The organism is Streptomyces sp. SD15 (genome assembly GCF_054462255.1).
Genome location: NZ_JBTLMO010000031.1, coordinates 79,104 through 105,241, shown reverse-complemented (window position 1 = coordinate 105,241; position 26,138 = coordinate 79,104). Strand labels below are relative to the sequence as shown.

Sequence of the window (26,138 nt, the reverse complement as noted above, 5' to 3'; positions counted from 1 at the left end):
GCCAGCTCCCACCCGCCGGCAAGATCTGCACCTGACAGAACCCCACCCGCCCGACCGCCGGCATGCCGCCCCGGCATGGGAATCGGCCTCGCAGGAGGCGGGCTGCAACTCGGCGGCCAGGGCGAGGGCGAGGTCTTCGACGCGCAGGGCGAGGTCGGCGCTGGTCGGCAGGTCGGCGGGGTGCTGCCCGGACAGGCGGGCGGCGACGGACGCCCACATGGCGGTGAACGGGTCGCCGAAGCCGCTCGTGATGCCGTCGACAGTGGTGAGCCGGGTGGCGGCGGCCGGTTCGTAGGGGCGGGCGAAGTCGACGGTGGTGACCGCGGCCGTGTCGGTGAGGTGGATCTGTTCGCGGAAGACACCTGCCGGGGCCGCGGAGATGACCAGGGTGAACGGCTCCCCGCCCGGGCCGTGCAGGAGCGCGTGGACGGACTGCCCGGCCGGATCGAGGCTGCACGCGGTGGCGGTGGCGGTGGCGGTGGCGGTGGCGGTGGCGGTGGCGGTGGCGGTGGTGCCGGGGACGGCCAGGACCAGCGCGGTCAGCAGGTGGTAGCCCTGCCACAGCAGGATCTGCAGAGCCGTCACCTGGTGCGGGGCGAGATGGTCGGGGACGGGCTGGGGCGGGTCCTGGTCGAAGGTGTACGGGGCGAAGCCGGCCGGGAGCAGGCGGCGGCGCGCGGCTTCGTCGACGCCGTCGGTCTTCACCAGCCAGCCACCGGCGGGCTCGGGCACGTGGGCGAGAGCCGCGTGCAGGGCCGGGTCGTGGGCGCGCATCGCGCCGACCTCAGCAGCAGACCGGCGTCCCGGGCCCGGGCGGCTCCCGTGCCGCTGCGGGTGACGGTCGCCGACTGCCACCAGCGGTCCTCGTCCGCCGGCGTGGCGCTGGCGGACGAGGACCACAGCCAGACCGGTTTCGGGTCGCGGTCGCCCGGCAGTCGCTCGACTTTCAGCCGCATCAACGTGCCGAGGCAGGCGTGCGTGCCCCAGCCGTAGCCGAGGTGCCGGTTCGGCGAGCGGTCCAGCAGCAGCCGGTCCGGGTGCTCGAAGTGGGCGGGGTCGCGGTTGGCGGCCTGGAACAGCACCGTCACCTTCTCGCCGCGGCACTGTGATCCCGTCAAAGGTGATGTCGGCGGCGGCGAGGCGGCTGGTGCCCTGCACGGGGCCGTCGTAGCGGACCAGTTCGTCGGCGCCTGTGGCCCGCAGCTGGGGCGCCTCGCGCAGCGCGCGCTGGGCCTGCGGATTGCGGGAGAGGGTGTCGAGGACGTTGCCGATCGCCGCGGCGAGGGTGCTGTAGCCGCCCTGGAACATCACGCGGGCCGTGTGCACGACGTACCGGGCAAGCTCCGGGTCCGCGTCGGCCGTACGAGCGCGGACGTCGCCGAGCAGGCCAGCCGGGCGGCCCGTGGTGGTGAACCAGGAGGCCACCAAGGTGCTCAGCTGCTCCCGGGCGAGACGGCCGGGCTCGATCAGCTCGGGATTGAAGCCGCCAACCATGCTCCGCATGATCGTGTCGGACACCTGCGCCCACTCGGAGACAGGCGGCGGGGGGACCCCGAGCAGATCGGCGATGGCGGCCAGGGCGACGGGCTGGGCGAGTTCGCCCATCACGTCCCCCACCTGCTGGGGGGCGAGACGCTCCAGCCGGGCCACGATGTCCTGGCGCGCCCGCTCCTGCAGCGCTGGCAGGTCCTGCGCGTGCAACGCGGTCATGAACGCCGGGTGGGTCTGCCGCCGCGACTGGCGACAGGACGAGAATGGGCTCAACTGTTCGATGTCGTCGACCAGTTGGAGGGGGTCCCGCGGGGGTCCCGCCTACACGAAGGAGTCACCGTCCGGGTGCGCTGAGTGATTGGATGGAGGCGTGGAAGAGACCACCCGTCACCCGCTGGTTGCGGCGCGCCTCGCGCTCGGCTTGACGATGGAGGAGCTCGTCTCCGGTATCCGTGCCGCGGCCGCCCGGCGTGGTCTGCGCTCAGGCACGGACGAGGCGCGGGTGCGCAAATGGCAACGGGGCGTCAGGCCCAACGAGGAATCCCAGATTCACATCGCCGAAGCTCTGGGCTGGCCCGCGGACATCGTCCGCGCCGACGACTGGCCGAACTGGCTGCCGCTCACCGCCGACGGCGTTGTCCCGCTCGGGACCCCACAGTTCCGTGCCCGCCCTGAGAGAGGCCCTGCGAACAGCGATGGACCGCCGCACCTTTTTCGCTATCTCGGTCGCCTCGGCGAAGGCCCTGGAGCAGGAGATCAAGGCCCGGATGCCGGAGCGCACTCTGATCGGGATCATCTCCCGCACGGCGTACTGGGGGGAGTGGTGGCGCCGCTTCGGGCCCGCGTCGGGCAACGAGCCAAAGCTGAAGGACCCCTTCGGCCGGTGCACCCGCCGCTTATTAGTGGGACAGGAGTGCGTCGACGGGGTCCAGGAGCCAGTCCAGGGTGGATTGCGCTCCCGTGCCGAAGGCGGCCGCAAGGGCGTAGCCGATCGCCGCGTCCTGTGGCAGCACCTTCCCTCCGCGCTTCCACTCGGCTTCCGCCGAGCCGTCGCCACGCGAGGTCAGCACCCCGATCCGGCGCCTGTCCTTCAGCAGCTTGCTGTCGGCCGGGGAACATGGCACCAGGCGGTAGGCGGCACCGCCGTACGCCACGTCCACGCGGTAGGAGCGGCGCGAGATCCGTCCCCTGGCTGGCGTGATGCGGGCGTCCTCACCGGCCACGGTCAGCACCAGCCGGTCGGCGTCCCGTGTCCCGATGGGGACGTGTTCGTTGACCTTCGCCCCCGCAAGGCGGCGCAGTTCAGCCAGTGGAATCTCCTCCCCTTCGACCGTTAGCGTGCCGTCCTCGGCGTCCAGGCGGATGCGGATCTCTCCGTAGACGGCGTCCTGAGCGGGGCCGGAGCGAGGACTGAGGGAGGGGACGGGCTCGGGACCGGGGAAGGGGAGGGACGGGTCGTGCATCAGAGGTCAAATCTTTCGGTATTGACGGCTCACAGCCATGGTCACATGCTGACGAGCACGTCCGCCATTTTCGGAGTCCGGGGGACGGGGGACGGGCTTACGACCTGCCCACTATCACCGCCCTGATCGACGCCAGCGGAGCGGCCGGGCACTGTGCCGCGCTCATCACCGACCTGCACGCCCAGGCCCGCGAACGAATCGCTGCCCCCTGTGGCTGGAGGTAGTAGCCGGGGCCGATGCGGAGCGGGTCGACGGCGGCGGCCGGGATGAACGCGATCAGCTCGATGGCGCGGGCCGTGGGAAGCGGCAGGGCCCGCAGCTCTTCGTCCGTGACCGTGATGTCCCGGCCGTCCGGCAGTTCATATCCGCGCCCTATTTCTCCGAAGGTGACCTCACGGTCCTCCGCGTCGCACCAGTAGCGGTTGCGTACTAGACCGTTGTCGGCGGTGCGGATCCTCCGGAAGCGGACGCTGTGGTCTTCGGTCGCGCTCAGGACCGTGATCGGGACGCTGACGAGCCCAAACGAGATAGCGCCGTTGAAGATGCTCGCGGGCATGGCACACCTCCGGGGCCCCGAGCACTACCAGCCTAGGAGCTTTGTCACGGCCCGGCACGAGCACGGCCAGGCTCCCGGGTCGTACGGTCCGCCGGCGCGATGGCGCACCGCGCGGCGAGCAGCTCCTGGACCGCGAAGGCGGTCTCGTCATCCGCGGCCGCGACCTCCACCACGGCCAGGCCCGGCACGGCCACATACGCGTCATTGATCTGCCTCTGCCTGGCACTACGCGCCGGCGCCCGCAGAGGTTCTCCGATCCCGCCGTCTTCACCCGACCGAGTAGGGGCGGCTCCGGTGGACGGCGTCCTGGACCTTAGTAGTACCGCAGCAGCCTGCGGGAGGTGTTGGTGCTCTTCGAAAGCTCACCGATGCGCATAGGAATTCCTTTCTGTCCTTCGAGAGCGGCAGAGACCGTCACGCGGACGGCCCCGAACCCCCCGTGGCGGGGGACATTCGGAGGCCGTCCGACGCCCTACGCGTCGGCCCGCTTCGCGGGGAAGCCGTGGCTGCGGGCGAGGACGACGACCGCGAGCACCGGCAGCAGGAGCAGCAGCATGGTCCAGGGGAAGGAGTCGCTGCCGATCTGGTCGAGCAGGATGCCGCCGATGACGCCGCCGCCCGCCATGGCGACGTTCCACAGTGTGACGAGCATCGCCTGGGCCGCGTCGGCGGAGTCGCCGCCGGCGTCGCCCGCGGCGGTCTGCAGCAGGGTGGGCACGCCGCCCCAGCCCAGGCCCCACAGGAGGGCGGCGACATACACCATGGCGGTGTTGTCGGCGAGCACGGCCAGCAGCGCCGCGGACATGGCGACCAACAGGGTGCTGGCGATGGCCAGCGCGCGTAGGTGGCGGTGGATCTGGGCGCCCACGATCCAGATGCTGACCAGCGACGCGGCACCGAACACGAGCAGTACCAGGTCGGTGTTGCCGCCCATGCCCAGGTCCTCCAGGTACGTGGCGACGTACGCGTAAAGGATGGTGTGGGCCAGCACGAAGACCAGCGTGACGAACAGGACTGGGACTACGCCCGAAACGCGCAGCGCGCCCAGCACCTTCGGGCGCTCACCGCGCTCCTGCCCGGGGTAGTCCGGCACGGCCGCGAAGATCCACAGCAACAGGACCACTGTGAGCGCCGTCATCGACAGGAACGCCGTGCGCCAGCCGAGCGTCTCGCCGAGGAAGGTACCGGCTGGCACACCGAGCGCCAGCGCCACCGGAATACCGGCCATGGCGACGGCGATCGCCTTGCCCTGCAGCGGACGCCGGGTACTCACACATCTCGAACGGCCGAATCATCACGTGAGTCGCTTCGGTGGGACTGTAGAGCGAAAGTCCGGCCGCACCAACTGAGCAGCGCGCGCAGTTGCCGTACGGGCGTGCGAAACCTGCCGGCAGGGGAAGTTGATGTCGGCCTGTTCCAGCCTGTCCTGGGGTGGATCTGGGATGACGTCCGACCGCTGGATGGCCTGGATGACGCCGGATCCGAGGAGAGTCACCATGAGGGCCCCGGCCAGTGCGGTATCCACGGCGGATGCGAGGTTCTGGGCCGCAGTGTTGGAGAGTGCTCTATCCGGTGGCCTCTCCTCTCCCGACGTCCCCAGCCACCGACGCCTCACCGTACGCGAGTTCGCTCGCCAGGAGCGCGGCGCCCACGACCCCCGCGCGGGGGCCGAGTTCGGACATGACGATCGGCAGATTGCCGGTGGCGAGGGGAAGTGAGCGTTTGTACACGACGCTGCGGATCTCGGCGAGCAGGGGATAGCCGAGCCCGGTCAGACCGCCGCCGATCACGATCATCGACGGGTTCATGAAGCTGACCAGCGTGGCGAGGACCTGCCCGACCCGGTGGCCGCCGGCCCGGACCAGGTTGACGCTCGTGCTGTCGCCGCCGTCCGCGCACTCCGCGACATCCAGGGCGGTCAAAACCCCCCGTTCGGCGAGCCGTTCGGCAAGGGCGGGCGACTGGCCGGACTTCGCGGCCTCCGTGGCGTCCCTGGACAGCGCCACCCCGCCGAAGTACGCCTCCAGGCAGCCGGTGTTCCCGCAGGAGCAGACAGGCCCGTCCGCCTCGGCCTCGACCTGGACGTGCCCGATGTCGCCGGCGCACCCCTCCGCGCCCCGGTAGATACGGCCGTGGTGCTGCATGCCGGAGCCGATACCGCTGCCGATCTTCACGAAGAGCAGATGGTCGACGCTCCTCGCGACCCCGCTGTGCTGTTCCCCGAGGGACATCACGTTGACGTCGTTGTCGACCACGACGGGGCAGCCATGCGCGCGGGCGAGGGTGTCGCGTACCGGAAAGCGGTTCCAGCCCACCATGATCGGCGGCGAGACGGGTACGCCCTCCCGGAAGCTGACCGGCCCCGGCAGGCCGATGCCGATTGCGTCGAGCCGCGTGTAGTGCCCCTGGTCGGCCATCGCGCGCAGGAGTTCGCTGACGCGCCCGAGCACGGCGACCGGTCCGGAGCGGATGTCTGCCGGCTCGGAGCAGGAGGCCACCGGCGCGAGCGCGCCGTCGGTGATCTCGATGTCGACGGAGCTGGCGCCGAGATCGACGGCGGCGAACCGCACACCGGGGTCGAGCTGGACGAGGGTGGAGCGCCGCCCGCCGCGCGACGCGGCGGGGCCCGCCTCACGGACCCGCCCGGCGGCGACCATGCGGTCGAGTTCGCCGAGCAGCCGCGGGCGCGGAACCTCCAGCCGGTCCGCGAGTTGGGCGCGGGACAGCGGGCCGTTGTCACGCAGTAGACTCAACACGCGGTACTGGATGCTCACGGACTCACTTCCTCTGGACGCCCTTGGACAGCTTTCGGGAGTTGTCGCGGGGGTGGTACGGGGCCGGGCACCGTATCGCCCGGCAGGGCTCGTGCTGGCGGGGCCGCAGGGGCGCGGGCGGCTTCCGGCAACTTTTTCACAGAACGCCGAAAGTTTCCGCATCGTTGACGGAACTCCCCCGGCGGGGACCCCACGCCCAGGAAGCAGGCCCCTGTCACAGAGTCCGGGCACAGAACTGCCCCGCCGGTGACAGCGGGGCAGCTCCGTCCGTCCCGGCGTCAGCCGGTGGCGCCTCCCTTCAGCGCCCGCGCGCTTCGTGCCAGGGCCGCGCCCGCCGCGCTGTCCGGCACCAGGGCGGTGTCGGACGTGTAGCCGGCGAACGATTCCAGTACGGCTGCGGCCTGACTGGTGCGGCCCGCGTCGGCGTGCGCCTCGGCCTGGGCGAGCCGTACAGTCAGCCGCTGCTGTCCCTGCGCCGTGATCAGGCCGTCGGCCCGCAGCTGGGTGATCAGCGCGCGGATGTCCGCGTAGGAGGTACGGGTCGTGAAAGCCACCGTCTTCGTGGTGGTGTTGCCGGCCTTGTCCCGGGCCCTGACCGTGAGGTCATGGTTCCCGAGCGGCAGCCGCCACAGCTCCAGCGCCTGGCCGGAGGTGACGGACTTGCCGTCCAGCGTGGCCGTCGCGGTGGCCCCGCCGGACACCGCGTCCTGTGCCGAGAAGACCGGCGTCGGGCGCTTGGAGTCCCCGTAGACGCCGTCGGCGTCGAGACCGTTCACTGTCACCGTGGGACCCGTGCGGTCGATCCGTACGGTGAGCGAACCCACCTCGGAGACGTTGCCGCCGTTGTCGGTCGCCCGGTAACGGACGGTCGTGGCACCCTCATTGGACAGGGTGACGGCCGCGTTGGCCGACTGCCACGTCGTTCCGCCGTCGACCGAGTACTGACGGCCGGCGACCGTCCCGTTGTCGGTCGCCGAGACCGCGAGCGACACGTTGCTGGTGTACCAGCCGTCGTCACCGTTGGGTCGGGGCGGGTTGAGCGTGGCGGTGACCTTGGGCGCGGTCTTGTCCGCGACGCCCGCGCCCTGGAAGGTCAGCGAGTCCAGCTCGACACCGCCGGAGCTGGTGACGAAGACCTCACCGCTCCCCGAAGGGGCGTTCGGCAGCGCGGTGGTGAGGGACTGCCAGCCCTCTTCGGCCGGAACCGACACGGTGGCGAACGGCTCGGCGTCGGCCGCGCCCCAGCGCAGCGCCAGGGTGCCGGCGCCACTGGCACGGGTCTTCACCCCGGTGATCCCGGCGAACGACACCGGGTCGTACGCGATCCAGTCACCCGCGTCGAAGGAGGTCAGCTTGCGCTGTCCGGACGCCGTGGTGTCGTCCGTGATCGTGACGCCCTCCGCCGAGTCGTAGTGCTCGGCCTGCATGACGGCGGGGTTGAGCACCACCTGGGCGTCACCGGTCGCCGGCGGAACGCCGCCCGCGCCCTTGTCGGTGTAGGTGATCCCAAGGACGCCGAAGACGTTCTCGGTGTCACCGTGCCCCGCGTCGGTCGGGGTCGCGACGCCGCCCGTGCAGCCGGTGCCGCTGTTGACCGGGTGCCCGTGCTGATTGTGCCCGAGACCGAAGGTCCAGGCGGCCTTGGCGCAGTCCGGCGTGGTGCCGTCCTCCGGGTCCTCGACGGCTATGCCGTACGGCACCGCGTCGCCCCAGTTGAAGAACCCGCCGTCGGGCGGCGAGGTGATCCGTACCGTCGGCGCCGTGTTGCCCACGGTGATCTGACGGCTCGACAGACCGAACTTGCCCTGTGGGTCGGAGACCTTCAGCCTGGCCTGGAACTGCCCGTTCTCCGGATACGTACGGCCGGCCGTGGGCCCGGTGGCGTCGAAGGTGCCGTCGCCGTCGAGGTCCCACTGGTAGGTGAGGTCGCCGTTCTCCGGGTCACTGGAGCCGGTGGCGCTGAACGAGACCTCCAGCGGGGCCTGGCCGGACGTCTTGTCGGCCTTGATCACGGCGGTGGGTGCCTTGTTGCCCTCGGCGTAGTCGATCCGGTAGAGACCCGCGTCGGGATTCTGCCGGAAGAAGCCGTCGCCGTAGTCGAGGACGTAGAGCGCGCCGTCCGGGCCGAACTCCAGGTCCATCGGGTTGTCCCACTGCGGGATGCCGTTCTGCGAACGCTCGCTGTTGGGCAGGACGTTCTCCAGCTTGCTCACGGGACCGTCCGGCCCGTCGAGCGTGAACGCGGCGACGTAGTCCTGGGAGAACTCCGCGAAGAACGCCTTGCCGTCCCAGTACTCGGGGAACTTGCCCGGTGAGGGGTTGTCCGCGTCGTAGTGGTAGACCGGACCGCCCATCGGGGCCTGGCCGCCGGGACCGCCGGGACCGCGGAAGGCGGTCAGCTCGGGCCACGGCTGGTCGGTGTCCCGGTCGCCGTACCAGAGCGTGGCAGGCACCGACGCGGGCAGCTCGGTCAGGCCGGTGTTCCAGCGGGAGTCGTTGACCGGCGCGGCGCAGTCGAAGGCGGGGCCGGGCGTGAGGGTGGCGAAGTCGAAGTCCCGGTAGGGCTTGCTGTTGTCACCCGTGCAGAACGGCCAGCCGCTGTTCATGGCCTTGGTCGTGGTCTGCCACTCGACGTATCCCATCGGCCCGCGGTTCGGGTCGGCGGTGCCGGCGTCGGGGCCGTAGTCGCCCCACATCACGGCGTCGGTCTCGCGGTCCACGGCCAGCCGGAAGGGATTGCGCAGGCCCATCACGAAGATCTCGGGACGGGTCTTGGCCGTGCCGGGCTCGAAGAGGTTCCCCTCCGGGATGGTGTAACTGCCGTCCTCCTGGACGTCGATCCGCAGGATCTTGCCCCGTAGGTCGTTGGTGTTGCCCGCGCCGCGGCGCTCGTCGAGCCCCGGGTTGTAGCCGGCCGCGTCGTTGATCGGCGTGTAGCCGTTGACGTTCGGGCCCGACGCCGGGGTGTTGCCGCCGGTCGCGAGGTAGAGGTTCCCCTCCCCGTCGAAGTCCACGTCACCGGCGACGTGGCAGCACTGGCCGCGGTTGGTGTCGACCCGGATGATCTCCTGCGCGGTGGAGAGGTCGAGCTTGCCGCCGGTCCACTTGAAGCGGGTCAGGGTGTCGTACCCCTCCCACTGCTTCCAGTACGAGTCGTTCTGCCCAGTGGGCAGTTGGAGCGGGGCGGAGCCGGCCGGAGTGTTCAGCGGCGGCGAATAGTACAGGTAGACCCACTTGTTGGTGGCGAAGTCCGGGTCGAGCGTGACTGTCTGCAACCCCATCTCGGAGTTCTGGTACACGTCGACGTGGTTGACGACCTTCGTGACACCGGTGCCGGGGTCGGTGAGTCGTACGTCGCCGTTGCGGGCGGTGTGCAGGACGCGGTTGTCGGGCAGTACGGCGAGGTCGATCGGCTCGCCGGTGTCCTTCGTCAGAGTGACTTTCTCGTAGTTCGACCAGTCCAGGGCGTGTTCGTGGCCCGGGTGCGCCTGGGCGGCGGGCGCGAGGGCCACACCGCCCAGCGCGGGCAGTGCCACGAGCAGGACACGTGTGATCAGGCGTCTCAGGGTGCGGTGCACGGTGATGCGTCTCCTCGATCGCTGGCGGTAAGGAGCGGACACGTAGGCGCCCCCGCGCGGAGGTGCCTCTTGTTCTGGGGCTCTTTCAGCCGAGGAGTCCCTTGAGCGCCGTGAAGCTGCGCTCCGCCGCGCCGAGCGAACCCGGCGGATTGGGCTGGGCGTTGGGCGCGGTGTCCTGCTCCCAGATGCCGACGTGCGAGGCGCGCGGCCCGATGTCGCGGACGAAACTCTCGTACGGAAGGTCACCGGCACCGAACTCGACTATGTCGAAGCCGTTGGCGTTCGCCGCGTTGGCGTCGCCGTCCTTCATGTGGAACAGCGGGTAGCGGTAGGGCTGGTTGCGCACGTACGCGGCGGGGTCGAATCCGGGCCAGCGGTACTGGCCCACGTACGCCCAGTAGATGTCCAGCTCCAGATAGACATGGCGCGGGTCGGTGTTCTTGAGGAACACGTCGTACAGCCGGACCGACGGCTGGTCGGTGGCGAACGCGAACTCGCCCGCGTGGTTGTGCTGGTAGAGCTTCAGGCCACGCTCGGTCGCCGCGGCGCCCCAGACGTTGAACTCGTCGGCGGCGGCGCGGTACCCCGCGACGGTGTTGACGTTCGAGGGCGCGTTGGCGGTGCCCACGTGCGGCATCCCGAGGATCTGCGCGGCGTCCAGCTCGGCCTGGAGGTTGGTGCGCAGATTGCCGATGCCGACGTGGCTGCCGACGGCGCGCAGTCCGTGGTCGTCGAGCACCTTGCGGATCTCCGGGAGAGTGATCTGCCGGCCCAGGATGGAGGTGGACTGGGTGTATCCGGCGAACTCGATCTCCTTGTAGCCGATCCGGGCCAGTTCGGGGAGGACGACAGCGAAGCCGAGCGCACTGACCTTGTCGCGGATGCTGTAGAGCTGGATGCCGATGCGGTCCTTGGGGATGGACAGACTGCTCGGTGCGGCGGCGGCGGAGGTTGCGGCGGCCCCGGTGACGGAGGCGGCGGCGATGGCCACGGTGGTGCCGGCGGTAGCGCGCAGGAAGTCCCTGCGGTCTAAGGACTTGTGAATACGACTCACGGTCACTCCTGAGGAATGAGGAGAAGAAGGTACGGATCGGGGCCGCGGCCGGGCTGCTGCTCGGCGGTGCGCGCCGCGACGGCGGATCCACGGACTCCGGAACACAGCGGAACGAGCGCGGGTGGGTGGGTGGTTGGCGACGGGAGGGGAACCGCCGCGCGGTGCGGAGGTACGGCGACGGGGGCGGCCGCCGTCACCTGCCGGTGTCGCCGCGCGTGCCGCTGACTGTGCCGCTCGGCGTCAGAGGCGGGACTTGCCCGCCCCGTGGGCGTCGGCCCGCGCCGCCGCGGCGCGGGCAGCGGCCTTCTCGGCGAGGTCGGCACCACGGTCCTGCGGCGCCGCCTCCTTGGCCGAGCGGGAGGACGACGCGCCGGCGGCGGCGGTCTCTCCGGTGACGGCGCCACGGATGCGCGCCAACTCGCCCACGACCAGGACGGGGTCGTTGCCGGTCGCGGTGAGCCCGCCTCGCACGATCGCGTTGTCGAGCACGGCCTTCGCGGTGTTGTCGGTGACCGCCAGGTTGCCGCCGAAGTACGAGGCGCCGGCGCAGGATCCGATCAGGCCCTCGCCGCCGAGCTGGAGGTTGTCGGCGTTGCCCGCGTACTTCGCCGCGCCGTACACCTCGCTGGCGCAGAACACGCCGCCGAGGGTGTTCCCGTTGACGGTGAGCGCGCCCTTGACAGTGGTGTCGTACACGTCGCTGTACTGGTTGCCGTCACCCGACAGCGAGCCGTTGAGGGTGCTGCCGGAGACGTACAGCTCGCCGGCCTCGGTGCTGACGTTCCCACCGAGCGTCGAGTCGACCGCGTAGACGAATCCCTCGGTGGCGTCGACCTCCTTGAGATTGCTCTTCTCCAGGTGCGCGCCGAAAGCGGAATTGGTGGTCAGCGCGCCCTTGACGGTGGTGTCGGTGAGGTCGAGATAGGCGTTCTCCTCGACGGTGACTGCGCCGTTGATGGTGGCGCCCGTCGCCACGAGGTCGGCTCCGGCCTCGACCGTCACCGTGCCCTTGACTCTCGTGCCGGTGAGGGTGCAGGACTTCCCGGCCGGTACGACCAGGTCGTTGCTGACGGTCACGGCCCCGCCGTCACCGACACAGGTGGTGTAGAGCGCGGCCTGGGCGGAGCCGGAGAAAGCCACCAGGCTCCCGGATGCCACCAGTGAGGCCGTGGCGATGAACGTACGAATCTTCATGTCGCTTCCCTTCCGCTGCGGTCACGGCAGAGTCGGTGACCCGGCCGGTTTCCCCGTGTTTCGACGGGGTGCTGAAACGGTGCGTGAGCGACGACCGCTGTGACAGCGATCGCGCGGTGCCTCGTGACGGGCGGTGGCCCGGCCATGGGGGGAGAGACGTGGAAAGACTCGTGAGGTGAAGAGCGTTCGAGGGAACGCCGATCGGCTGCGGTGTTACCGGGACGAAACACATGTCTCGGTGGGCCGAGAGATTAGGGCGCCGCGTGGGGGACTGTCCAGAGGTTCGGTACGAATCTCTGGAACTTTCTGATGATTCATCAAAAGGTGTGAGGTGCCGTGGAAAAGGAGACGGATCACTTAGGGCGTCGGGGCAACGGCGCGGCTGTGTCGCCGCGTTCGCAGTCACGAAGGGGATGGGGGGCTCGACGGCTCGGCGGAAGCGCAGCAGAGGGGGGGCGAGGCCGGGGGAGTCACAGCCGGTGATGTCGTTCAGGTACGGCGCGTACGGGGCGGCCGGTCGGGGGTCACGAGGTTCCGGGCGGTCGCAGGTCGTTCTCTCCACCCGGCAGGAGCACGACGTCGGTGACACTGGCGGACAGGTTGACTGCCGCGGATCCGCCCAGCTTGACGATGCGGGTACGAGCTGCCGCGGCACCGGCACCGGCATGGGCGCCGCCGAGCACCAGTACCCGGCCCCCCGTCAGCGGCTTGTCCAAGGTGCTGACCGAGTTCTCCGGTGACGCGGAGCGGATACGGATGCGCCGGGGGGAGCGTGGGGAGGACGAGTGCTTACCCGACGACTGGGCAACATGGCTCACGATGGTGGAAGGGGCCGTCTCAGGTCGGCTTGCGCCACACGGAGATGTGCTTCGCGGAGTCCTGGGTGAAGGGTGCCCCGGCCCAGTCCGCGACGCGCCGTTCCAGCTCGAGCCCCGCGATCCGGGCCATCAGGTCGAGCTCCGCCGGCCATGCGTACCGGTGCCGTGAACTCTCTCGGTAGTAGCGGCCGTCGTCGTCGCGGGTGAAGTGGTGGGACACGAGAGTCTGCTCGACCAGGTCGAAGGTGTCGAAGCCGAGATGCCGCTCGGAGACGTCGAACGGCACCGCCACCTGCCCCGGCGGCAGGAACCGCAACGGCGGCACGCCCAACTCGATGACGAATCGGCCGCCAGGCGTCAGGTGACGCGCGGCGTTGCGGAAGCACTCAACCTGCTCGTCCTGCGTGAGCAGGTTCGTGATGGTGTTGTAGACGAGATAGACCAGGGTGAACTTGCCGGGGACGACGGTCGTGGCCATGTCCCCGAGGGTGACCGGGAGCGTGTCCTCGTCGACCTTGCACCGCAGGACCGCTGCCATGTGTTCGGACAGTTCGATGCCCGCTACCGGCACGCCGCGTTCCCGGAGTGGGACGCCCACCCGTCCGGTCCCGATGGCGAACTCCAACGCCCGGCCGTCGCCTGCGAGTTCGGTGAGGAAGGTGAGAGTGGGTCCCAGAACTGCAGCCGAGGACATCTCGCTCTCCTCGGCGTCGTAGCGGTCGGCGGTCGCACGGGTCCACAGCTCACTACTCGTCATGAGCATCCACTTTGCCGGGCACAGCGAGGCGGTGTCGACGCATTTACCCTCAGGCAAGTGAGTATCGGACGTCACCCGGTGACGCACTCGCTTAAAGCGACCGGCAAATGGATCACCTGGGCTCGACTGCGTGGCGGGGCCACTGCCCGCGGTCTTCCGGAGTGAGGAAGAAGAACCAGCCTGGGGTGACATGGTAGGCACCTTCGCAGGCGGCGATGTTCGAGCCGTTGTGCACCGCCGCGCGGTAGAGGGCGAGCCAGACGGCTGCCATCCCTGATGCGGGGATAAAGAGCCACAACGTGTAGATCCTCGAGCGCCGTCCGGCTATGGGTTCACCCTGCATGCATCTTCCTCCTTCGACACCGGCACCAGTCGGCGCCGACCTTCGTCCCTTGCGCATCGGCGGCGACCGGCCCCCTCACTGAGGAGCACGAGCCCTGCCAAGCCTGGTTGCGGACGCCTCAGCACCGTTGTTTCCGGGCGCTGGGGCGTTCGGTGATATCGGCGACCCGCAGCTGGGTTGTCCTTTGACATCAGGTCCGGTGCTCGCACACCGGTGGCCGGTCAGGCAGGGATGTCCCACAGCACGTGCAGGGTGGGGGGCTTGCGGAAGACCAGACCGTACGGTGTGGTGGGGCGGTCCGGGTCGAGGCGCAGGGCAGGGAGGCGCTCGAGCAGGCCTTCCAGGGCGATGCGGGTTTCAAGGCGGGCCAGGTGCGCGGCGAGGCAGTAGTGCGGGCCGTGCGCGAAGGCCAGTTGGAGACGTGCGTTCTCGCGGCGGACGTCGAAACGGTCGGGGTCGGGGAAGACGGCAGGGTCGCGGTTGGCGCCCGTCAGGGAGACGGTGACCAGGTCACCCCGGCGGATCGTGGCCGGGCCGAGGACGGTGTCACGGGTGGCGTACCGGTCCACGACCGCCGCGCCAGGTTCGAGGCGCAGTGATTCCTCGATGGCGCCATCCAGCAGATCTGGGTCGGCCTGGACCAGGGCGAGTTGGTCGGGGCGTTGCAGCAGATGCAGCAGCGCGTTGGTGATCATCGCCTCGGTGGTCTCGATGCCTCCGAACATGAGCACCGCGGCATTGGACGCCACCTCGGGCGCGTTCAGTTGCCCGGCAGCCGAGACGAGGAGCGAGGCAGCGTCCCGGTCGGTCACGGTGGCTTCCACGGCGGTCCGTAGCTGGGCGTACGCCGCGGCGCCGGCGGGCCCCGCCGCATGTCCCGCGGTGATGTCCGAAACCGACTGCACGATGGCGTCGTACCAGGAGAGCACCGTGTGCGCGGTGGTGCCGACCAGCCCCAGCGCCTGGGTCACGACGGCGACCGCGAGCGGGCCGGCGAAGGCACGTCTCAGTTCGACGGCGCCCGCCGGCTGCAGTGCGGTGATCAGCCGGTCGGTCTCCCGCTCGATGAACGAGGCGAAGCCGTCCCGCACCGCCCGGGGGCGGAAGGGAGCGGTGAAGGGCTCGCGGTGGCGGGTGTGCTGGTCACCGTCCAAGGACAGCATGCTCGGGCCGACGACCTGCGCGGTGGAGAACCGGGGGTCGTCGACGGTGAAGGTCGCTGCGTCCCGCATCACGCTCAGCGCGAGGTCGCGGCGGGTCACCAACCAGCCATCGAGCTCGGGCAACCAGGACACGGGTTCCTGCGCACGGAGCAGCGCCAGTCGCGCATGCGGATCCCGGGCGAGTTCGGCAAGCGTGGTAGCGGCACCGAGCGGGAAGGAGTCGACGACGCTCATCGCGCCCTTAGGCCGGGTATGGCGAAACCGATCACAGCACCGAGGCTAACAACTGCTCCGAAGGCGAGTCGGACGGGGGCGCCGCGCTCCCGGCGTGAGGACCGTCTCCAGCGCGGCATCGACAGCGGCTGGGACAACGCCACGCCATTCGACCCCGAGCGCGCGGTCGTCACCGCCGACCTCGCCGCGTTCCTCGTTCTGCCACTGCGCGAACTCGCCGCCCTGGCAGCGGAACTCGGTCTCGCGGACGACGCGCGGGACTGGACACGCGGCGCGGAGGAGATCCAGGAGGCCATGCTCGACGAACTCTGGACGGGGGAGCGGTCCGTCGCCCGGGGCGCCGAAAGCGGCAACACGTGGGGCAGTTCCAGTCTGCTCGACCTGATGCCGATCGACCTGCGCGAGGAACGCGTCGAGGCCCTGATGGCTGATGAGGCTGCCGCGTCGGATCAGGACGCGGACACTCCTGAAGGCGCGTCGGGCCCGACCCCCGGTCGGAAACCGACGCCGCGCACGGCCTGATGGAGAGGAGTGCGGCGGGCGCGGACCGGACACGCGGGACCAGCCCGGCCGGAGGCGATCACGAGGGCTCCGGCCTGCGGGTGTGCCCGTGCGGCACGTCTACCGGGCGATTGCCTCACGCGAAGAGTGGTGTCGGTCGTGCAGGGCGAAGTCGGCGCGGACGACCTCACCGGAGTGCAGTAGCAGCTGGTGGGCCACGGGCTGTCGGCCCGAGGACGTGACGACCACGCTGAGGTAGCCCTCGGGCAGGCCGGTCACGGCGTAGTTGCCGTGCGCGTTCGTCGACGTGGAGACCAACTGGCGACCGCTCGGATCCAGGACGGTCACTGCTGCGTGACGTAGGGGCCGCTGTTCGGAGTCGCGGACTGTGCCCACCAGGTCGGGCACCGGTTCACCGAAGTGGTGACGGTGGACGGGGAGCGCGGTGGGTGTCGGCGCATCGAGGGACGGGTCGTCCACGGGCGGCTCCTCCACGTCCTCCTTGCTCTTTGCGTCCCTCCGGGTCGCCCTGCGGCGATGCGACCACGCGTCCAGGCCCAGCAAGGCCGCGCCGGCCGCGGTCCACGCACACAGGACGAGGACGGGCTTGAGCAGCCCGGCGCCGTCGAAGTAGAGCACTCCGCGCAGGGCGTCCACGGCGTTGGCGAGGGGCATGACGGCGTGGACGTACTGGAAGAACGTCGGCAGCATCGGGGCGGGCGCCACGCCGCCGCTGGTGGGGATGGACAACACGATGAACAGGGTCATTCCCACGGCGGGGAAGAACTGCCGCGTGAACGGGGCGAGACCGGAGGCGAACGTGGCCACCGCCGCGGTGAGCAGGAAGGCCACGACCATGGCCGCGGGGTCGTGGGGGAGATAGCCGAGTCCGGCGCCGACGAGGAAACCGACGACGCTGAACAGGGCGGAGACGCCCGCGATGGACAGCAGTTTCCTTCGGCGGTCGAAGGCCACGGCACGCAGCAGTGTCGTGGCGAGGATGTAGCCGGGCACGCTCCAGGCGATGCCGAAGTAGACGAGGGTCGTCCCCATGAGGTCCTTGCTCACGGTGGGTGCCACGTCCCGGATGGCGAGCTTCTGGTCATGCTGACCGGCGACCTCGGTGAAGGCCTTCGTCAGAGCCTGTTCCAGCGACATCCCATTGGCTTTGGCCACGTAGAGCACGGGTCGGTCACCTCCGGCGAAGCCGGCCACGGCCGTCCGGTCGAGTACGGCCCGGCGGGCCTCCCCGGCATCGGATACGGCGGAGACGTCGAATCCGCCGGGGTGCTGTAGCTGCAGGGCGGCGTCGACCTGGCGTGCCGCGGTCGGGCCGGCGACCACCACCGTCGCGTGGTGCGGCTCGGGAGCGTGCAGCGCGGGGGCGAAGCAGAACAGGAATCCCAGGAAGAGGGCTGCGGGAAACCAGAGGGCCTCCGCGAAAGTTCTGGTCGCCGGGAGCCGGAGAGGCTGCCCCGCCCGGTCGGTGCCCGTCTGTCCGGCGTCTGCCACGGTCCTTGTACCCGGCCCTCTCGTTGGATCTCTCATCGGTTGGCGACCGACGAGGCGAAATATACATGTAGGATACATTAATATTTCGTGCCGGCTCGGAGCGAAGTCGGGTCGTGGTGGGGCCTGCCGGGCAAACGGCCTGGTCGAGGCCTTGTGCTCGCCGCCCGGGGTTCCGGCGTACGTGCCGCTGAGAAAACGCTTGGACTCGGCGGGCGCCGTCGCGGGACACTGCGACTCCTGGCCTGCCCGTAACTCGCACGTGGGGGATCGCCGCGAGCTGCGGGGGCTCCGTCGTGCCCCGCCTGTCGGAGGGCTACTCGAGCGAGGGCACTCGAACCAAAGCTCCGCACGGCCATTGAGGCAACAGCATCTCACCACAGAAGCACGTGGCGGGCTGCCGTACGACACCACGGGGTTGGGATGGGATCGCCTGAATCGCGCGAGGTGCCGCCGGGCAGGGGCTCGGTCCTTCTCGCAGTTCGCTATTACGGACGGGAGATGGCCCGGCTCCGGCGGCTGACGGCGCCCGCGATGCTGTTGCCGGCGCTGGGCAACATCGGCATCAACTACATCGCGCCGCTGGTCGTCGCCAAGCTCGTCGGCCGTATCGCCGACGACACCGGTATCGCCGTCGGGGCGGCGCTGCCGTACGTCCTCGGCTTCGCCGGCGTCCTGCTGCTCGCGGAGATACTGTGGCGCATCGGCCTGCACTGCCTGAACCGCCTTGACGCCCGAGGCATCGAGAACCTGTACGTGATCGGCATGGACGAGCTGTTCGCCAAGGACGCCGCGTTCTTCCACGACAACTTCGCCGGGTCGCTGACCAAGCGGGTCCTGAGCTTCGCCTCCCGCTTCGAGGAGATCGTCGACACGCTGACGTTCTCCGTCGTGGGCAGCTTTGTGCCACTGGCGTTCGGGTCGGTGGTGCTGTGGTTCTACGAACCGCTGCTCGTTGTCGGGCTCTTGACGATGATCGCGCTGACGGCGCTGTGCGTGGTGCCCCTGATCCGTCGCCGCCAGGCGCTCGTCGACCAGCGCGAGGAGGCGATCGCCCGGGTGTCGGGCCATGTCGCCGACAGCCTGATGAACATGGACACCGTCAGGGCGTTCGCCGCCGAGGAACGCGAGGCCGCAGAGCACCGGTCCCGCGTCGCGCAGTCGCGGCGGCTCATGCTGAGGTCGTGGGACTACGGCAACCTGCGCATCGACACGCTGGTCGCGCCGATGTCCGTGCTGACCAACGCGCTGGGCCTGCTGCTCGCGGTCGCGCTCGGTGGGGGCGGGAACGGCGTCGAGGAGGTCGTGGTGGCCTTCACGTACTACACCAACGCGACCCGGATCATGTTCGAGTTCAATCAGATCTACCGCCGCCTGGAGAGCTCGATGACGGAGGCCGCGCAGTTCACCGAACTGCTGCTGACGCCGCCGACCGTGCTCGACCCGGCGTCGCCGGAGCCGCTGCTGCCAGGAGCCGCCGACGTCTGCTTCGAGCAGGTGACCTTCGCCCACGCGGGCGCGGAGCCTCTCTTCGAGGGCCTCGACCTGGCCGTGCCCAGCGGGGCGAAGATCGGTCTCGTCGGCCGGTCCGGCGGGGGCAAGACCACGCTCTCCCGGCTGCTGCTGCGGATGACGGACATCGACGCCGGCCGGATCCTGATCGGGGGCCAGGACATCAGCAGGCTGCGCCAGGCCGACCTGCGCAGCCTGATCGCCTACGTGCCGCAGGACCCGGCGATGTTCCACCGAACGCTGCGCGACAACATCGCGTTCGCCCGGCCGGACGCCACCGACGCCGAGATCCGCCGCGCGGCCGAGGCGGCACACGTCACGGAGTTCGCCGACGCGCTGTCGGACGGCTTCGACACGATGGTGGGGGAGCGCGGTGTCAAGCTGTCCGGCGGACAGCGCCAGCGGGTCGCCCTCGCCCGGGCGATCCTGCGCGACGCGCCGATCCTGCTGCTCGACGAGGCGACCAGTGCCCTGGACTCCGAGAGCGAGATCCTCGTCCAGGAGGCGCTGTGGCGGCTCATGGAGAGGCGGACGGCGCTCGTGGTGGCGCACAGGCTGAGCACGGTCGCCACCATGGACCAGCTCGTCGTCCTCGACCGCGGACGGATCGTCGAACAGGGCACGCACCAGGAACTGCTCGCGTCGGACGGCGCCTACGCGAAGCTGTGGCAGCACCAGTCGGGCGGCTTCCTCGACGACAGCCCCGCGCGGGCCGACCTGCACTGAACGCGGGCGCCGACGCTGCGGGAGACGCCGAGGCCGCCATCCAGAGGTACGGGTCGATCAGCGTTTGCCGTCCATGTGAGCGACGGCGCCAGGAAGGGATCGCGCCAAGTGCGCAGGAGATGGACCACGTTGGAGCGAGAGACAGCCATGGATTCATTCCTGCCGCTCGATGAGCCTGGGTACTGCCGGTCCTGGTGACGGGGCACGGCACCGGTTGGCGGTGAGGCGAGCGGCGAACGTGGTGACGTGCTCATCAGGGCGCCCATCAGCCCACCGGCCGGTCGCCGCGTTGTCCACAGCGGAGCCCTCATCGGGGTGGACGGCGGCGACCGGCGATGGTGAGTCGAGGGGAGGTCAGCCCCGGTCCAGGACCGCCGCGAGGGCCTCCCGCAACGCTGTTCTCGGGTCCGCCGACGGTCCTTCCGACCGCCACGCGACGAATCCGTCGGGGCGCACCAGCACCGCACCGTCGGCGGTGACGCCGTGCACCTTTGCCCAGTTCTGGTCGCTCGCGGGGGACAGCTCCGCGTCGGGCCCACTGCCGATCCGGTACGAGTCGAGCGGCACGGACAGTTGCTTCGCGACGCCCGCCGCAGCGGCGTGCCACTCGCCGGCGCCGCCCGCGGAGCTCAGGAGCACCAGGGAACGCTCGTACAGGTCGAGGGTGGAGATGCGGGTGCCGGAGCGGTCCAGCCACATGTGCGGCGCCCGGCTCCCGGGCTCACCCGTCATCCGCATGCCCTCGGGCACGACGGGCATCGCCGGATCGGCCCCCAGGACGGCGCCGCGCGGATAACCGTAGCCCAGCGCCACGTTGAGGATGCCGCCCTTCTTGCCGCCGGGACCGCCCGGGCCACCGGGGCCACCGACTCCGGGGCCGGGGGTGTACCCGGGGTGGCTGTGCTCGACCGAACGCGACGAGGCGCGGGCGCTCGTCGCTTCCGCGACCGGCCGGCGCTCCATGTCGTAGGACTTCAGCAGACCGGTGCCGGCCCAGCCGTTCAGCACGGCGGCCAGCTTCCAGGCGAGGTTGTGCGCGTCCTGGATACCGGTGTTGGAGCCGAACGCCCCGGTGGGGGACATCTCGTGGGCGGAGTCGCCGGCGAGGAACACCCGGCCGTCCGCGTACCGTTCGGCGACCCTCTCGGCGGCGTGCCAGGCGGCTCGGCCGGTGATCTGCACATCGAGATCCGGCACCCCGACGGCCCGCCGGATGTGATCCGCGCACCGCTCGTCGGTGAACTCCTCCAAGGTCTCGCCGTGTTCGGGGTGCCAGGGAGCGTGGAACACCCAGTGCTCCCGGTTGTCGACCGGCAGCAGGGCCCCGTCGGCGTCCGGATTGGTCAGATAGCAGACGATGAAGCGCCGGTCACCGACGACCTCCGCGAGGCCGCGGGAGGTGAAGGTGACGCTCACGTTGTGGAACAGGTCGCCCGGCCCGCTCTGCTTGATGCCGAGCTGCTCGCGGATGGGGCTGCGCGGACCGTCCGCCGCGACGAGGTAGTCCGCCCGGATGGTGGTGTGCTCACCGGTGTCCCGGCTCTTGACCCGCGCGGTAACCCCCTCGGCGTCCTGCTCGAACGACATCAGCTCCGTGGAGTACCGCAGATCTCCGCACAGCTCCCGAGCGCTCTTCAACAACACCGGCTCCAGGTCGTTCTGGCTGCACAGACACCACCCGCCGGGGCTGAAACGCGCGAGCCCGCCGCCGGGGTCGATCTCCTTGAACAGCCACTCACCCGCATCGCCCACCAGGGTCGGCGTCTGCATGATGCCGTGATTGTCCGCCAGCACCGAGGCGGCTTCCTCGATGCGCCGCTGCACCCCGGCCACCCGGAACAACTCCATCGTGCGCACGTTGTTTCCGCGCCCACGTGGATGGATCGAGGTGCCTGAGTGGCGCTCGACGAGCGTGTGCGGCACGCCGAGACGCCCCAGGAACAGGGAGGTGGACAGGCCCACCAAAGAGCCGCCGACGATGAGGACCGGCGTGTGGTGACCGACCTCGCCGGCCTCTTCCAATCGGTTCATTGAATGCCTCCAGGGTCACCTGCGAGGTGAGTCAGGGATGGGGATGCAGTTTCCATGCCCTGTGAGGACCGGTTCGCGCGCTCGGGGCACCCGGATGGCCCGCGGTTCACTCGTCCGCCCCGTGGGGCTCGCGCTCATCGGGGCTCCCGTCAACGATCGGCTCATGGCGACCCCGGCCTTTCGGATACCGCGGTCGTTCCTGACCTTCCGTGAAAAAGAGGAGAGGTGTTCCGAATGACCAACACGGGACGCATATCGCAATCGGCTTTCGACGGCTCCAGGCTGCGGGTGATCCTGCTGCTCGATCTGTACGAAGGGGCCCAGCAGCAATTCCTCGACGCGTACGAACTCATGTGCAACCAGGTCGCGTCCGTCCCCGGTCACGTCAGTGACCAGCTCTGCCAGTCCATCGAGAACCCCTCGCAGTGGCTCATCACCAGCGAGTGGGAGAGCGCCCCGCCGTTCCTCGCATGGGTGAACAGCGAAGAGCACGTCGAGACGGTCAGGCCGATGCACAGCTGCGTCCGGGACACCCGGTCGATGCGCTACAGCATCCTCCGGGAGACCAGCCCCAACCAGTCGCGCAGCCCGAAGTCGGCCAAGGCGGGCATGCAGGTGGAGGCCCGCGTGGGCGACGGTGTGGCACGCCACGCCCTCACCTTCACCGTCAAGCCGGGCTCCGAATCGAAGGTCGCCGAGATCCTGGCCGGGTACAGCTCGCCCCAGGCACAGGTCGACGACACCACGCGGTTGCGCCGCACTTCGCTGTTCATGCACGGCAACCGCGTCGTGCGGGCCGTGGAAGTGGAGGGCGACCTCCTCGCGGCACTGCGCCACGTGGCGCGCCAGCCCGAGGTGCGGGCGGTCGAGGAGGCCATCAACCCGTACCTGGAACAGGACCGGGACCTGACCGACCCCGACTCGGCGCGGGTCTTCTTCACCCGGGCCGCGCTCCCGGCCGTGCACCATGTGGTGTCCGGCCGCAAGGCACCCGCCGACCTGCGGCGGCACGCGCTGTACTACCCGGCCAAGCGTGGCTCGGGGATGGAGCTGGCCCGGTTGCTCGCCCACCAGGACGAGGCCGCGGCGGACGACCCGAAGAGCCCGGTGCACAGCAGCACCGTCTTCCAGCGCGACGACATCGTGGTGCGCCTCATCGACATCGTGGGCGAGCTCGACAGCGACCCCGTCGCCTCCCTCGGTCTCAAGGGCGCCAAGAAGAGCGCGGAGCTGGAGCGTCTCCTCGACGGTGCCGCGATCGGTGTCGAGGGCTCCCTCGGGACGGAACGCAACGTCAACCGCCTCCTGTCGCACGCCGACATGATGCCCATCACCGACCGCAGCTCGGCCGGTTCCTGACGGACTACCGCAGCCCGAGTCCGGGTCCGTTCCACCCGGACGTCACTGCCACACCCGGAGGTGTCAACCATGATCAAGCAGCATCCACGCATCGTGGACCTGAGCGAAACGGAACCCAACCGCAGACGCGGAGGCGACATCCGGGCCATGCTCACGCCCGCAACGTGCGGCTCCACCAGCGGCTTCATGGGCCTGGCCATCGTCCAGCCCGGCGAGCGCATCGGCGAGCACTACCACCCGTACTCCGAGGAGTTCGTGTACGTCGTCAACGGCGCGCTCGAGGTGGACCTGGACGGTGAGACGTACGCGCTCAGGCCCGATCAGGGCCTCTTGATCCCGATCAACATGCGGCACCGCTTCCGCAACGTGGGCGACGCGGAAGCCCGCATGGTCTTCCACCTGGGTCCGCTCGCGCCGCGTCCGAGCCTCGGCCACGTCGACACGGAGGTGACCGACGACACCGCGCCCAGCCCCGAGTTCGCCATCGCCGGGCCCAACATGTCCGCGCCGGACCACGGACAGCCGTCCGAGCGAAGTGGGGCCATAAAGTGACCCGGCGGGTGGCCGTCACCGGCATCGGTGTGGTCGCTCCGGGCGGCACCGGGGCGACGGCGTTCTGGGACCTCCTCACCAACGGCCGTACCGCGACCCGTGGCATCACGCTGTTCGATCCGGCGGGTCTGCGCTCGCGCATAGCCGCCGAATGCGACTTCGACCCGATCGCGCACGGCCTCGACCCGGAGCTGCGTGACCACGCCGACCGGTACATACAGTTCGCCGTGGTCGCCGCCGCGGAAGCCGTACGCGACTCAGGACTCGACACCGGCCGGGAGGACCCCTGGCGGATCGGAGTCTCCCTGGGCAGCGCCGTCGGCGGCACCACCCGCCTGGAACACGACTACGTCCTGGTCAGCGAAGGAGGGCGGCGCTGGGACGTGGACCACCGCGCCGCCGAACCCCAACTGCACCTGGCGTTCTCGCCCAGCACGCTCGCCTCGGTGGTCGCCGAGCAGTTCGGCGCCCAGGGCCCGGTACAGACCGTCTCCACCGGCTGCACCTCCGGCCTCGACGCGGTCGGCTACGCCTTCCACACCATCGAGGAGGGCAGGGCCGACGTCTGCATCGCCGGAGCATCGGACTCGCCGATATCACCGATCACCATGGCCTGCTTCGACGCCATCAAGGCGACGTCGCCCAACAACGACGACCCCGAGCACGCCTCCAAGCCCTTCGACGCCCACCGCAACGGCTTCGTCATGGGCGAGGGCGGCGCGGTGCTCGTCCTGGAGGAGTACGAGCACGCCCGTGCCCGTGGGGCACACGTGTACTGCGAGATCAGCGGCTACGCCACCTACGGCAACGCCTACCACATGACCGGTCTCACCGGTGAGGGGCTGGAGATGGCCCGGGCGATCGACACCACGCTCGACCAGGCCCACCTCGACCCCTCGCTGATCGACTACGTCAACGCGCACGGCTCGGGCACCCGACAGAACGACCGGCACGAGACCGCCGCGGTGAAGCGGTCCCTGGGCGCCCATGCCTACGACACACCCATGAGCTCCATCAAATCCATGGTGGGGCATTCGCTCGGCGCGATCGGCGCGATCGAGGTCGTCGCCTGCGTCCTCGCTCTGACGCACCAAGTGGTACCGCCGACGGCGAACTACGAGACACCCGACCCCGAGTGCGACCTGGACTACGTGCCGCGCACCGCCCGCCCGCGGAAGCTGAGGAACGTGCTCTCCGTCGGCAGCGGATTCGGTGGTTTTCAGTCCGCGGTGCTTCTGACCAAGCCGGGTGGGAGGACACGATGAGCAAGCAGCGCCCCCGGCGCGCGGCCATCACCGGGATCGGTGTGATCGCGCCCAACGGATTGCGCGCCGACGCGTACTGGAAGTCCATCAAGGAAGGCCTCGGCGTTCTGGACCGGATCACCCGCGAAGGATGCGACCACCTGCCCCTTCGCATCGCGGGCGAGGTCCGGGCCTTCGACGCCGCGGCCCTCATCGAGGAACGCTTCCTGGTCCAGACCGACCGGTTCAGCCACTTCGCCATGGCCGCGGCCGCCCTCGCCCTCGAAGATGCCGGCCTCGGCAGCGGTGACCCCGCTCAGCCGTACGACATCGGCGTGGTCACCGCGGCCGGGTCCGGAGGCGGCGAGTTCGGCCAGCGGGAACTGCAGAAGCTGTGGGGGCAGGGTTCCCGGTACGTCGGCCCGTACCAGTCCATCGCCTGGTTCTACGCCGCGAGCACCGGCCAGATCTCCATCCGGAGCGGCTTCAAGGGGCCGTGCGGGGTGGTCGCCAGCGACGAGGCCGGCGGCCTGGACTCCATCGCGCACGCCGCCCGGGGGGTACGGCGTGGCACCGGCGTCGTGGTCGCCGGTTCCGCGGAGGCACCCCTCGCCCCGTACTCGATGGTCTGCCAGCTCGGATACCCCGAGCTCAGCACCGTCGAGGAGCCCGATCACGCCTACCGGCCCTTCACCAAGGAAGCGTGCGGCTTCGCACCCGCGGAGGGCGGCGCCATGCTCGTCGTCGAGGACGAGAACCGCGCCCTCGACCGCGGAGCGGACGTCCGGGCCATCGTGGCCGGCCACGGCGCCACCTTCACCGGCGCCTCCCGCTGGGACCGGTCCAGAGAGGGGCTCGCCCACGCGATCCGGGGCGCCCTCGACGAGGCGGGCTGCGCCCCTGAGGACATCGACGTCGTGTTCGCCGATGCCCTGGGCGTACCGGAGGCGGACCGCGCCGAAGCCCTGGCCATCGCCGACGCCCTCGGGGCGCACGGTACGCGCGTACCCGTGACAGCTCCCAAGACCGGAATGGGGCGGGCCTACTGCGCGGCACCCGTGCTGGACACCGCGGCCGCGGTGCTCGCCATGGAGAACGGCCAGGTACCCCCCACTCCCCACGTGTTCGACATCTGCCACGACCTCGATCTGGTGATGTCCAGCGCTCGCCCCGCCGAGCTGCACACGGCCCTGGTCCTCAGCAGGGGACTCATGGGTTCCAACGCGGCGCTGGTAGTGCGCCGCGGTGGTGAATTCGCCCGGTAGGACCGGGCGGGAAG

At 70.1% G+C, this 26,138-nt stretch carries 19 protein-coding genes and 2 pseudogenes; 6 read left to right on the top strand and 15 right to left on the bottom strand.

Going from position 1 to position 26,138, the window contains the following annotated elements:
• The 13 genes and pseudogenes from ACX28W_RS27795 to ACX28W_RS27735 form a co-directional block, all read right to left on the bottom strand.
• A partial coding sequence (locus tag ACX28W_RS27795) for a hypothetical protein (protein ID WP_459002314.1) occupies positions 1 to 1,710 on the bottom strand: 1,710 nt, incomplete at its 3' end.
• Positions 1,711 to 2,390: 680 nt separating this feature from the next.
• Complete coding sequence (locus ACX28W_RS27790) at positions 2,391 to 2,954, bottom strand: hypothetical protein (RefSeq protein ID WP_459002312.1); 564 nt, start codon at positions 2,952 to 2,954, stop codon at positions 2,391 to 2,393.
• A 97-nt stretch (positions 2,955 to 3,051) separates the two neighbouring features.
• Entirely contained in the window at positions 3,052 to 3,510 is a 459-nt protein-coding gene (locus ACX28W_RS27785) for a Ku protein (protein ID WP_459002310.1), read from the bottom strand.
• Between the two features lie 44 nt (positions 3,511 to 3,554).
• Positions 3,555 to 3,719 (bottom strand): DUF6207 family protein, encoded by a 165-nt coding sequence (locus ACX28W_RS27780; RefSeq protein ID WP_459002324.1) that lies wholly within the window; start codon positions 3,717 to 3,719, stop codon positions 3,555 to 3,557.
• 263 nt (positions 3,720 to 3,982) lie between these two features.
• Positions 3,983 to 4,765 (bottom strand): annotated as a pseudogene (locus ACX28W_RS27775) (MFS transporter); the annotation flags it as partial.
• Between the two features lie 310 nt (positions 4,766 to 5,075).
• On the bottom strand, positions 5,076 to 6,284 hold the full coding sequence (locus tag ACX28W_RS27770; protein WP_459002308.1) for an ROK family transcriptional regulator: 1,209 nt from the start codon (positions 6,282 to 6,284) through the stop codon (positions 5,076 to 5,078).
• A gap of 278 nt (positions 6,285 to 6,562) precedes the next feature.
• On the bottom strand, positions 6,563 to 9,862 hold the full coding sequence (locus tag ACX28W_RS27765; RefSeq protein WP_459002306.1) for a PQQ-dependent sugar dehydrogenase: 3,300 nt from the start codon (positions 9,860 to 9,862) through the stop codon (positions 6,563 to 6,565).
• Between the two features lie 85 nt (positions 9,863 to 9,947).
• Positions 9,948 to 10,916, bottom strand: coding sequence for a sugar phosphate isomerase/epimerase family protein (locus ACX28W_RS27760; RefSeq protein ID WP_459002304.1), 969 nt, complete (start codon positions 10,914 to 10,916; stop codon positions 9,948 to 9,950).
• 240 nt (positions 10,917 to 11,156) lie between these two features.
• Positions 11,157 to 12,110: a hypothetical protein gene (locus ACX28W_RS27755; RefSeq protein WP_459002302.1), complete on the bottom strand. Its 954-nt coding sequence runs from the start codon at positions 12,108 to 12,110 to the stop codon at positions 11,157 to 11,159.
• Positions 12,111 to 12,634: 524 nt separating this feature from the next.
• Positions 12,635 to 12,826 (bottom strand): hypothetical protein, encoded by a 192-nt coding sequence (locus ACX28W_RS27750; RefSeq protein ID WP_459002300.1) that lies wholly within the window; start codon positions 12,824 to 12,826, stop codon positions 12,635 to 12,637.
• 121 nt (positions 12,827 to 12,947) lie between these two features.
• On the bottom strand, positions 12,948 to 13,685 hold the full coding sequence (locus ACX28W_RS27745) for a class I SAM-dependent DNA methyltransferase (protein WP_459002298.1): 738 nt from the start codon (positions 13,683 to 13,685) through the stop codon (positions 12,948 to 12,950).
• Positions 13,686 to 13,797: 112 nt separating this feature from the next.
• Positions 13,798 to 14,028 carry a hypothetical protein gene (locus tag ACX28W_RS27740; RefSeq protein WP_459002296.1) on the bottom strand — a complete coding sequence of 77 codons (231 nt, stop codon included), beginning with the start codon at positions 14,026 to 14,028 and terminating at the stop codon, positions 13,798 to 13,800.
• A gap of 221 nt (positions 14,029 to 14,249) precedes the next feature.
• A complete protein-coding gene (locus tag ACX28W_RS27735; protein WP_459002294.1) occupies positions 14,250 to 15,425 on the bottom strand; it encodes a cytochrome P450 in 1,176 nt (391 codons plus the stop codon).
• Positions 15,426 to 15,533: 108 nt separating this feature from the next.
• On the opposite strand from ACX28W_RS27735, the pseudogene ACX28W_RS27730 reads away from it, so the two are divergent.
• Positions 15,534 to 15,831 (top strand): annotated as a pseudogene (locus ACX28W_RS27730) (MGH1-like glycoside hydrolase domain-containing protein); the annotation flags it as partial.
• Between the two features lie 215 nt (positions 15,832 to 16,046).
• Here ACX28W_RS27730 and ACX28W_RS27725 read toward each other — a convergent pair.
• Complete coding sequence (locus ACX28W_RS27725) at positions 16,047 to 17,438, bottom strand: carboxypeptidase regulatory-like domain-containing protein (RefSeq protein ID WP_459002292.1); 1,392 nt, start codon at positions 17,436 to 17,438, stop codon at positions 16,047 to 16,049.
• Between the two features lie 498 nt (positions 17,439 to 17,936).
• Here ACX28W_RS27725 and ACX28W_RS27720 point away from each other — a divergent pair, with 498 nt between their 5' ends.
• Complete coding sequence (locus ACX28W_RS27720) at positions 17,937 to 19,673, top strand: ABC transporter ATP-binding protein (protein ID WP_459002290.1); 1,737 nt, start codon at positions 17,937 to 17,939, stop codon at positions 19,671 to 19,673.
• A gap of 354 nt (positions 19,674 to 20,027) precedes the next feature.
• Here ACX28W_RS27720 and ACX28W_RS27715 read toward each other — a convergent pair whose 3' ends face one another.
• On the bottom strand, positions 20,028 to 21,704 hold the full coding sequence (locus ACX28W_RS27715; RefSeq protein ID WP_459002288.1) for an FAD-dependent oxidoreductase: 1,677 nt from the start codon (positions 21,702 to 21,704) through the stop codon (positions 20,028 to 20,030).
• A gap of 234 nt (positions 21,705 to 21,938) precedes the next feature.
• Between ACX28W_RS27715 and ACX28W_RS27710 the strand changes: the two genes are divergently transcribed.
• The 4 genes from ACX28W_RS27710 (at position 21,939) to ACX28W_RS27695 (ending at position 26,124) form a co-directional block, all read left to right on the top strand.
• Positions 21,939 to 23,063, top strand: a complete 1,125-nt coding sequence (locus ACX28W_RS27710) for a SchA/CurD-like domain-containing protein (RefSeq protein WP_459002286.1) — start codon at positions 21,939 to 21,941, stop codon at positions 23,061 to 23,063.
• A 69-nt stretch (positions 23,064 to 23,132) separates the two neighbouring features.
• The gene (locus ACX28W_RS27705) at positions 23,133 to 23,615 is read left to right on the top strand and encodes a cupin domain-containing protein (RefSeq protein ID WP_459002285.1); all 483 of its coding nucleotides are present in this window, start codon (positions 23,133 to 23,135) and stop codon (positions 23,613 to 23,615) included.
• The gene (locus ACX28W_RS27700; protein ID WP_459002283.1) at positions 23,612 to 24,880 is read left to right on the top strand and encodes a beta-ketoacyl-[acyl-carrier-protein] synthase family protein; all 1,269 of its coding nucleotides are present in this window, start codon (positions 23,612 to 23,614) and stop codon (positions 24,878 to 24,880) included. Before ACX28W_RS27705 ends, ACX28W_RS27700 begins: the two co-directional genes overlap by 4 nt.
• Entirely contained in the window at positions 24,877 to 26,124 is a 1,248-nt protein-coding gene (locus tag ACX28W_RS27695; protein WP_459002281.1) for a ketosynthase chain-length factor, read from the top strand. The genes ACX28W_RS27700 and ACX28W_RS27695 overlap by 4 nt, the downstream gene beginning before the upstream one ends.
• Positions 26,125 to 26,138: the final 14 nt, after the last annotated feature.

Coding starts and splice junctions, on each gene's coding strand:
- ACX28W_RS27790 (WP_459002312.1), bottom strand. CDS start 2,954: ATGCACGACCCGTCCCTCCCCTTCCCCGGTCCCGAGCCCGTCCCCTCC.
- ACX28W_RS27785 (WP_459002310.1), bottom strand. CDS start 3,510: ATGCCCGCGAGCATCTTCAACGGCGCTATCTCGTTTGGGCTCGTCAGC.
- ACX28W_RS27755 (WP_459002302.1), bottom strand. CDS start 12,110: ATGAAGATTCGTACGTTCATCGCCACGGCCTCACTGGTGGCATCCGGG.
- ACX28W_RS27745 (WP_459002298.1), bottom strand. CDS start 13,685: ATGACGAGTAGTGAGCTGTGGACCCGTGCGACCGCCGACCGCTACGAC.
- ACX28W_RS27740 (WP_459002296.1), bottom strand. CDS start 14,028: ATGCAGGGTGAACCCATAGCCGGACGGCGCTCGAGGATCTACACGTTG.
- ACX28W_RS27735 (WP_459002294.1), bottom strand. CDS start 15,425: ATGAGCGTCGTCGACTCCTTCCCGCTCGGTGCCGCTACCACGCTTGCC.
- ACX28W_RS27720 (WP_459002290.1), top strand. CDS start 17,937: ATGGCCCGGCTCCGGCGGCTGACGGCGCCCGCGATGCTGTTGCCGGCG.
- ACX28W_RS27715 (WP_459002288.1), bottom strand. CDS start 21,704: ATGAACCGATTGGAAGAGGCCGGCGAGGTCGGTCACCACACGCCGGTC.
- ACX28W_RS27710 (WP_459002286.1), top strand. CDS start 21,939: ATGACCAACACGGGACGCATATCGCAATCGGCTTTCGACGGCTCCAGG.
- ACX28W_RS27705 (WP_459002285.1), top strand. CDS start 23,133: ATGATCAAGCAGCATCCACGCATCGTGGACCTGAGCGAAACGGAACCC.
- ACX28W_RS27695 (WP_459002281.1), top strand. CDS start 24,877: ATGAGCAAGCAGCGCCCCCGGCGCGCGGCCATCACCGGGATCGGTGTG.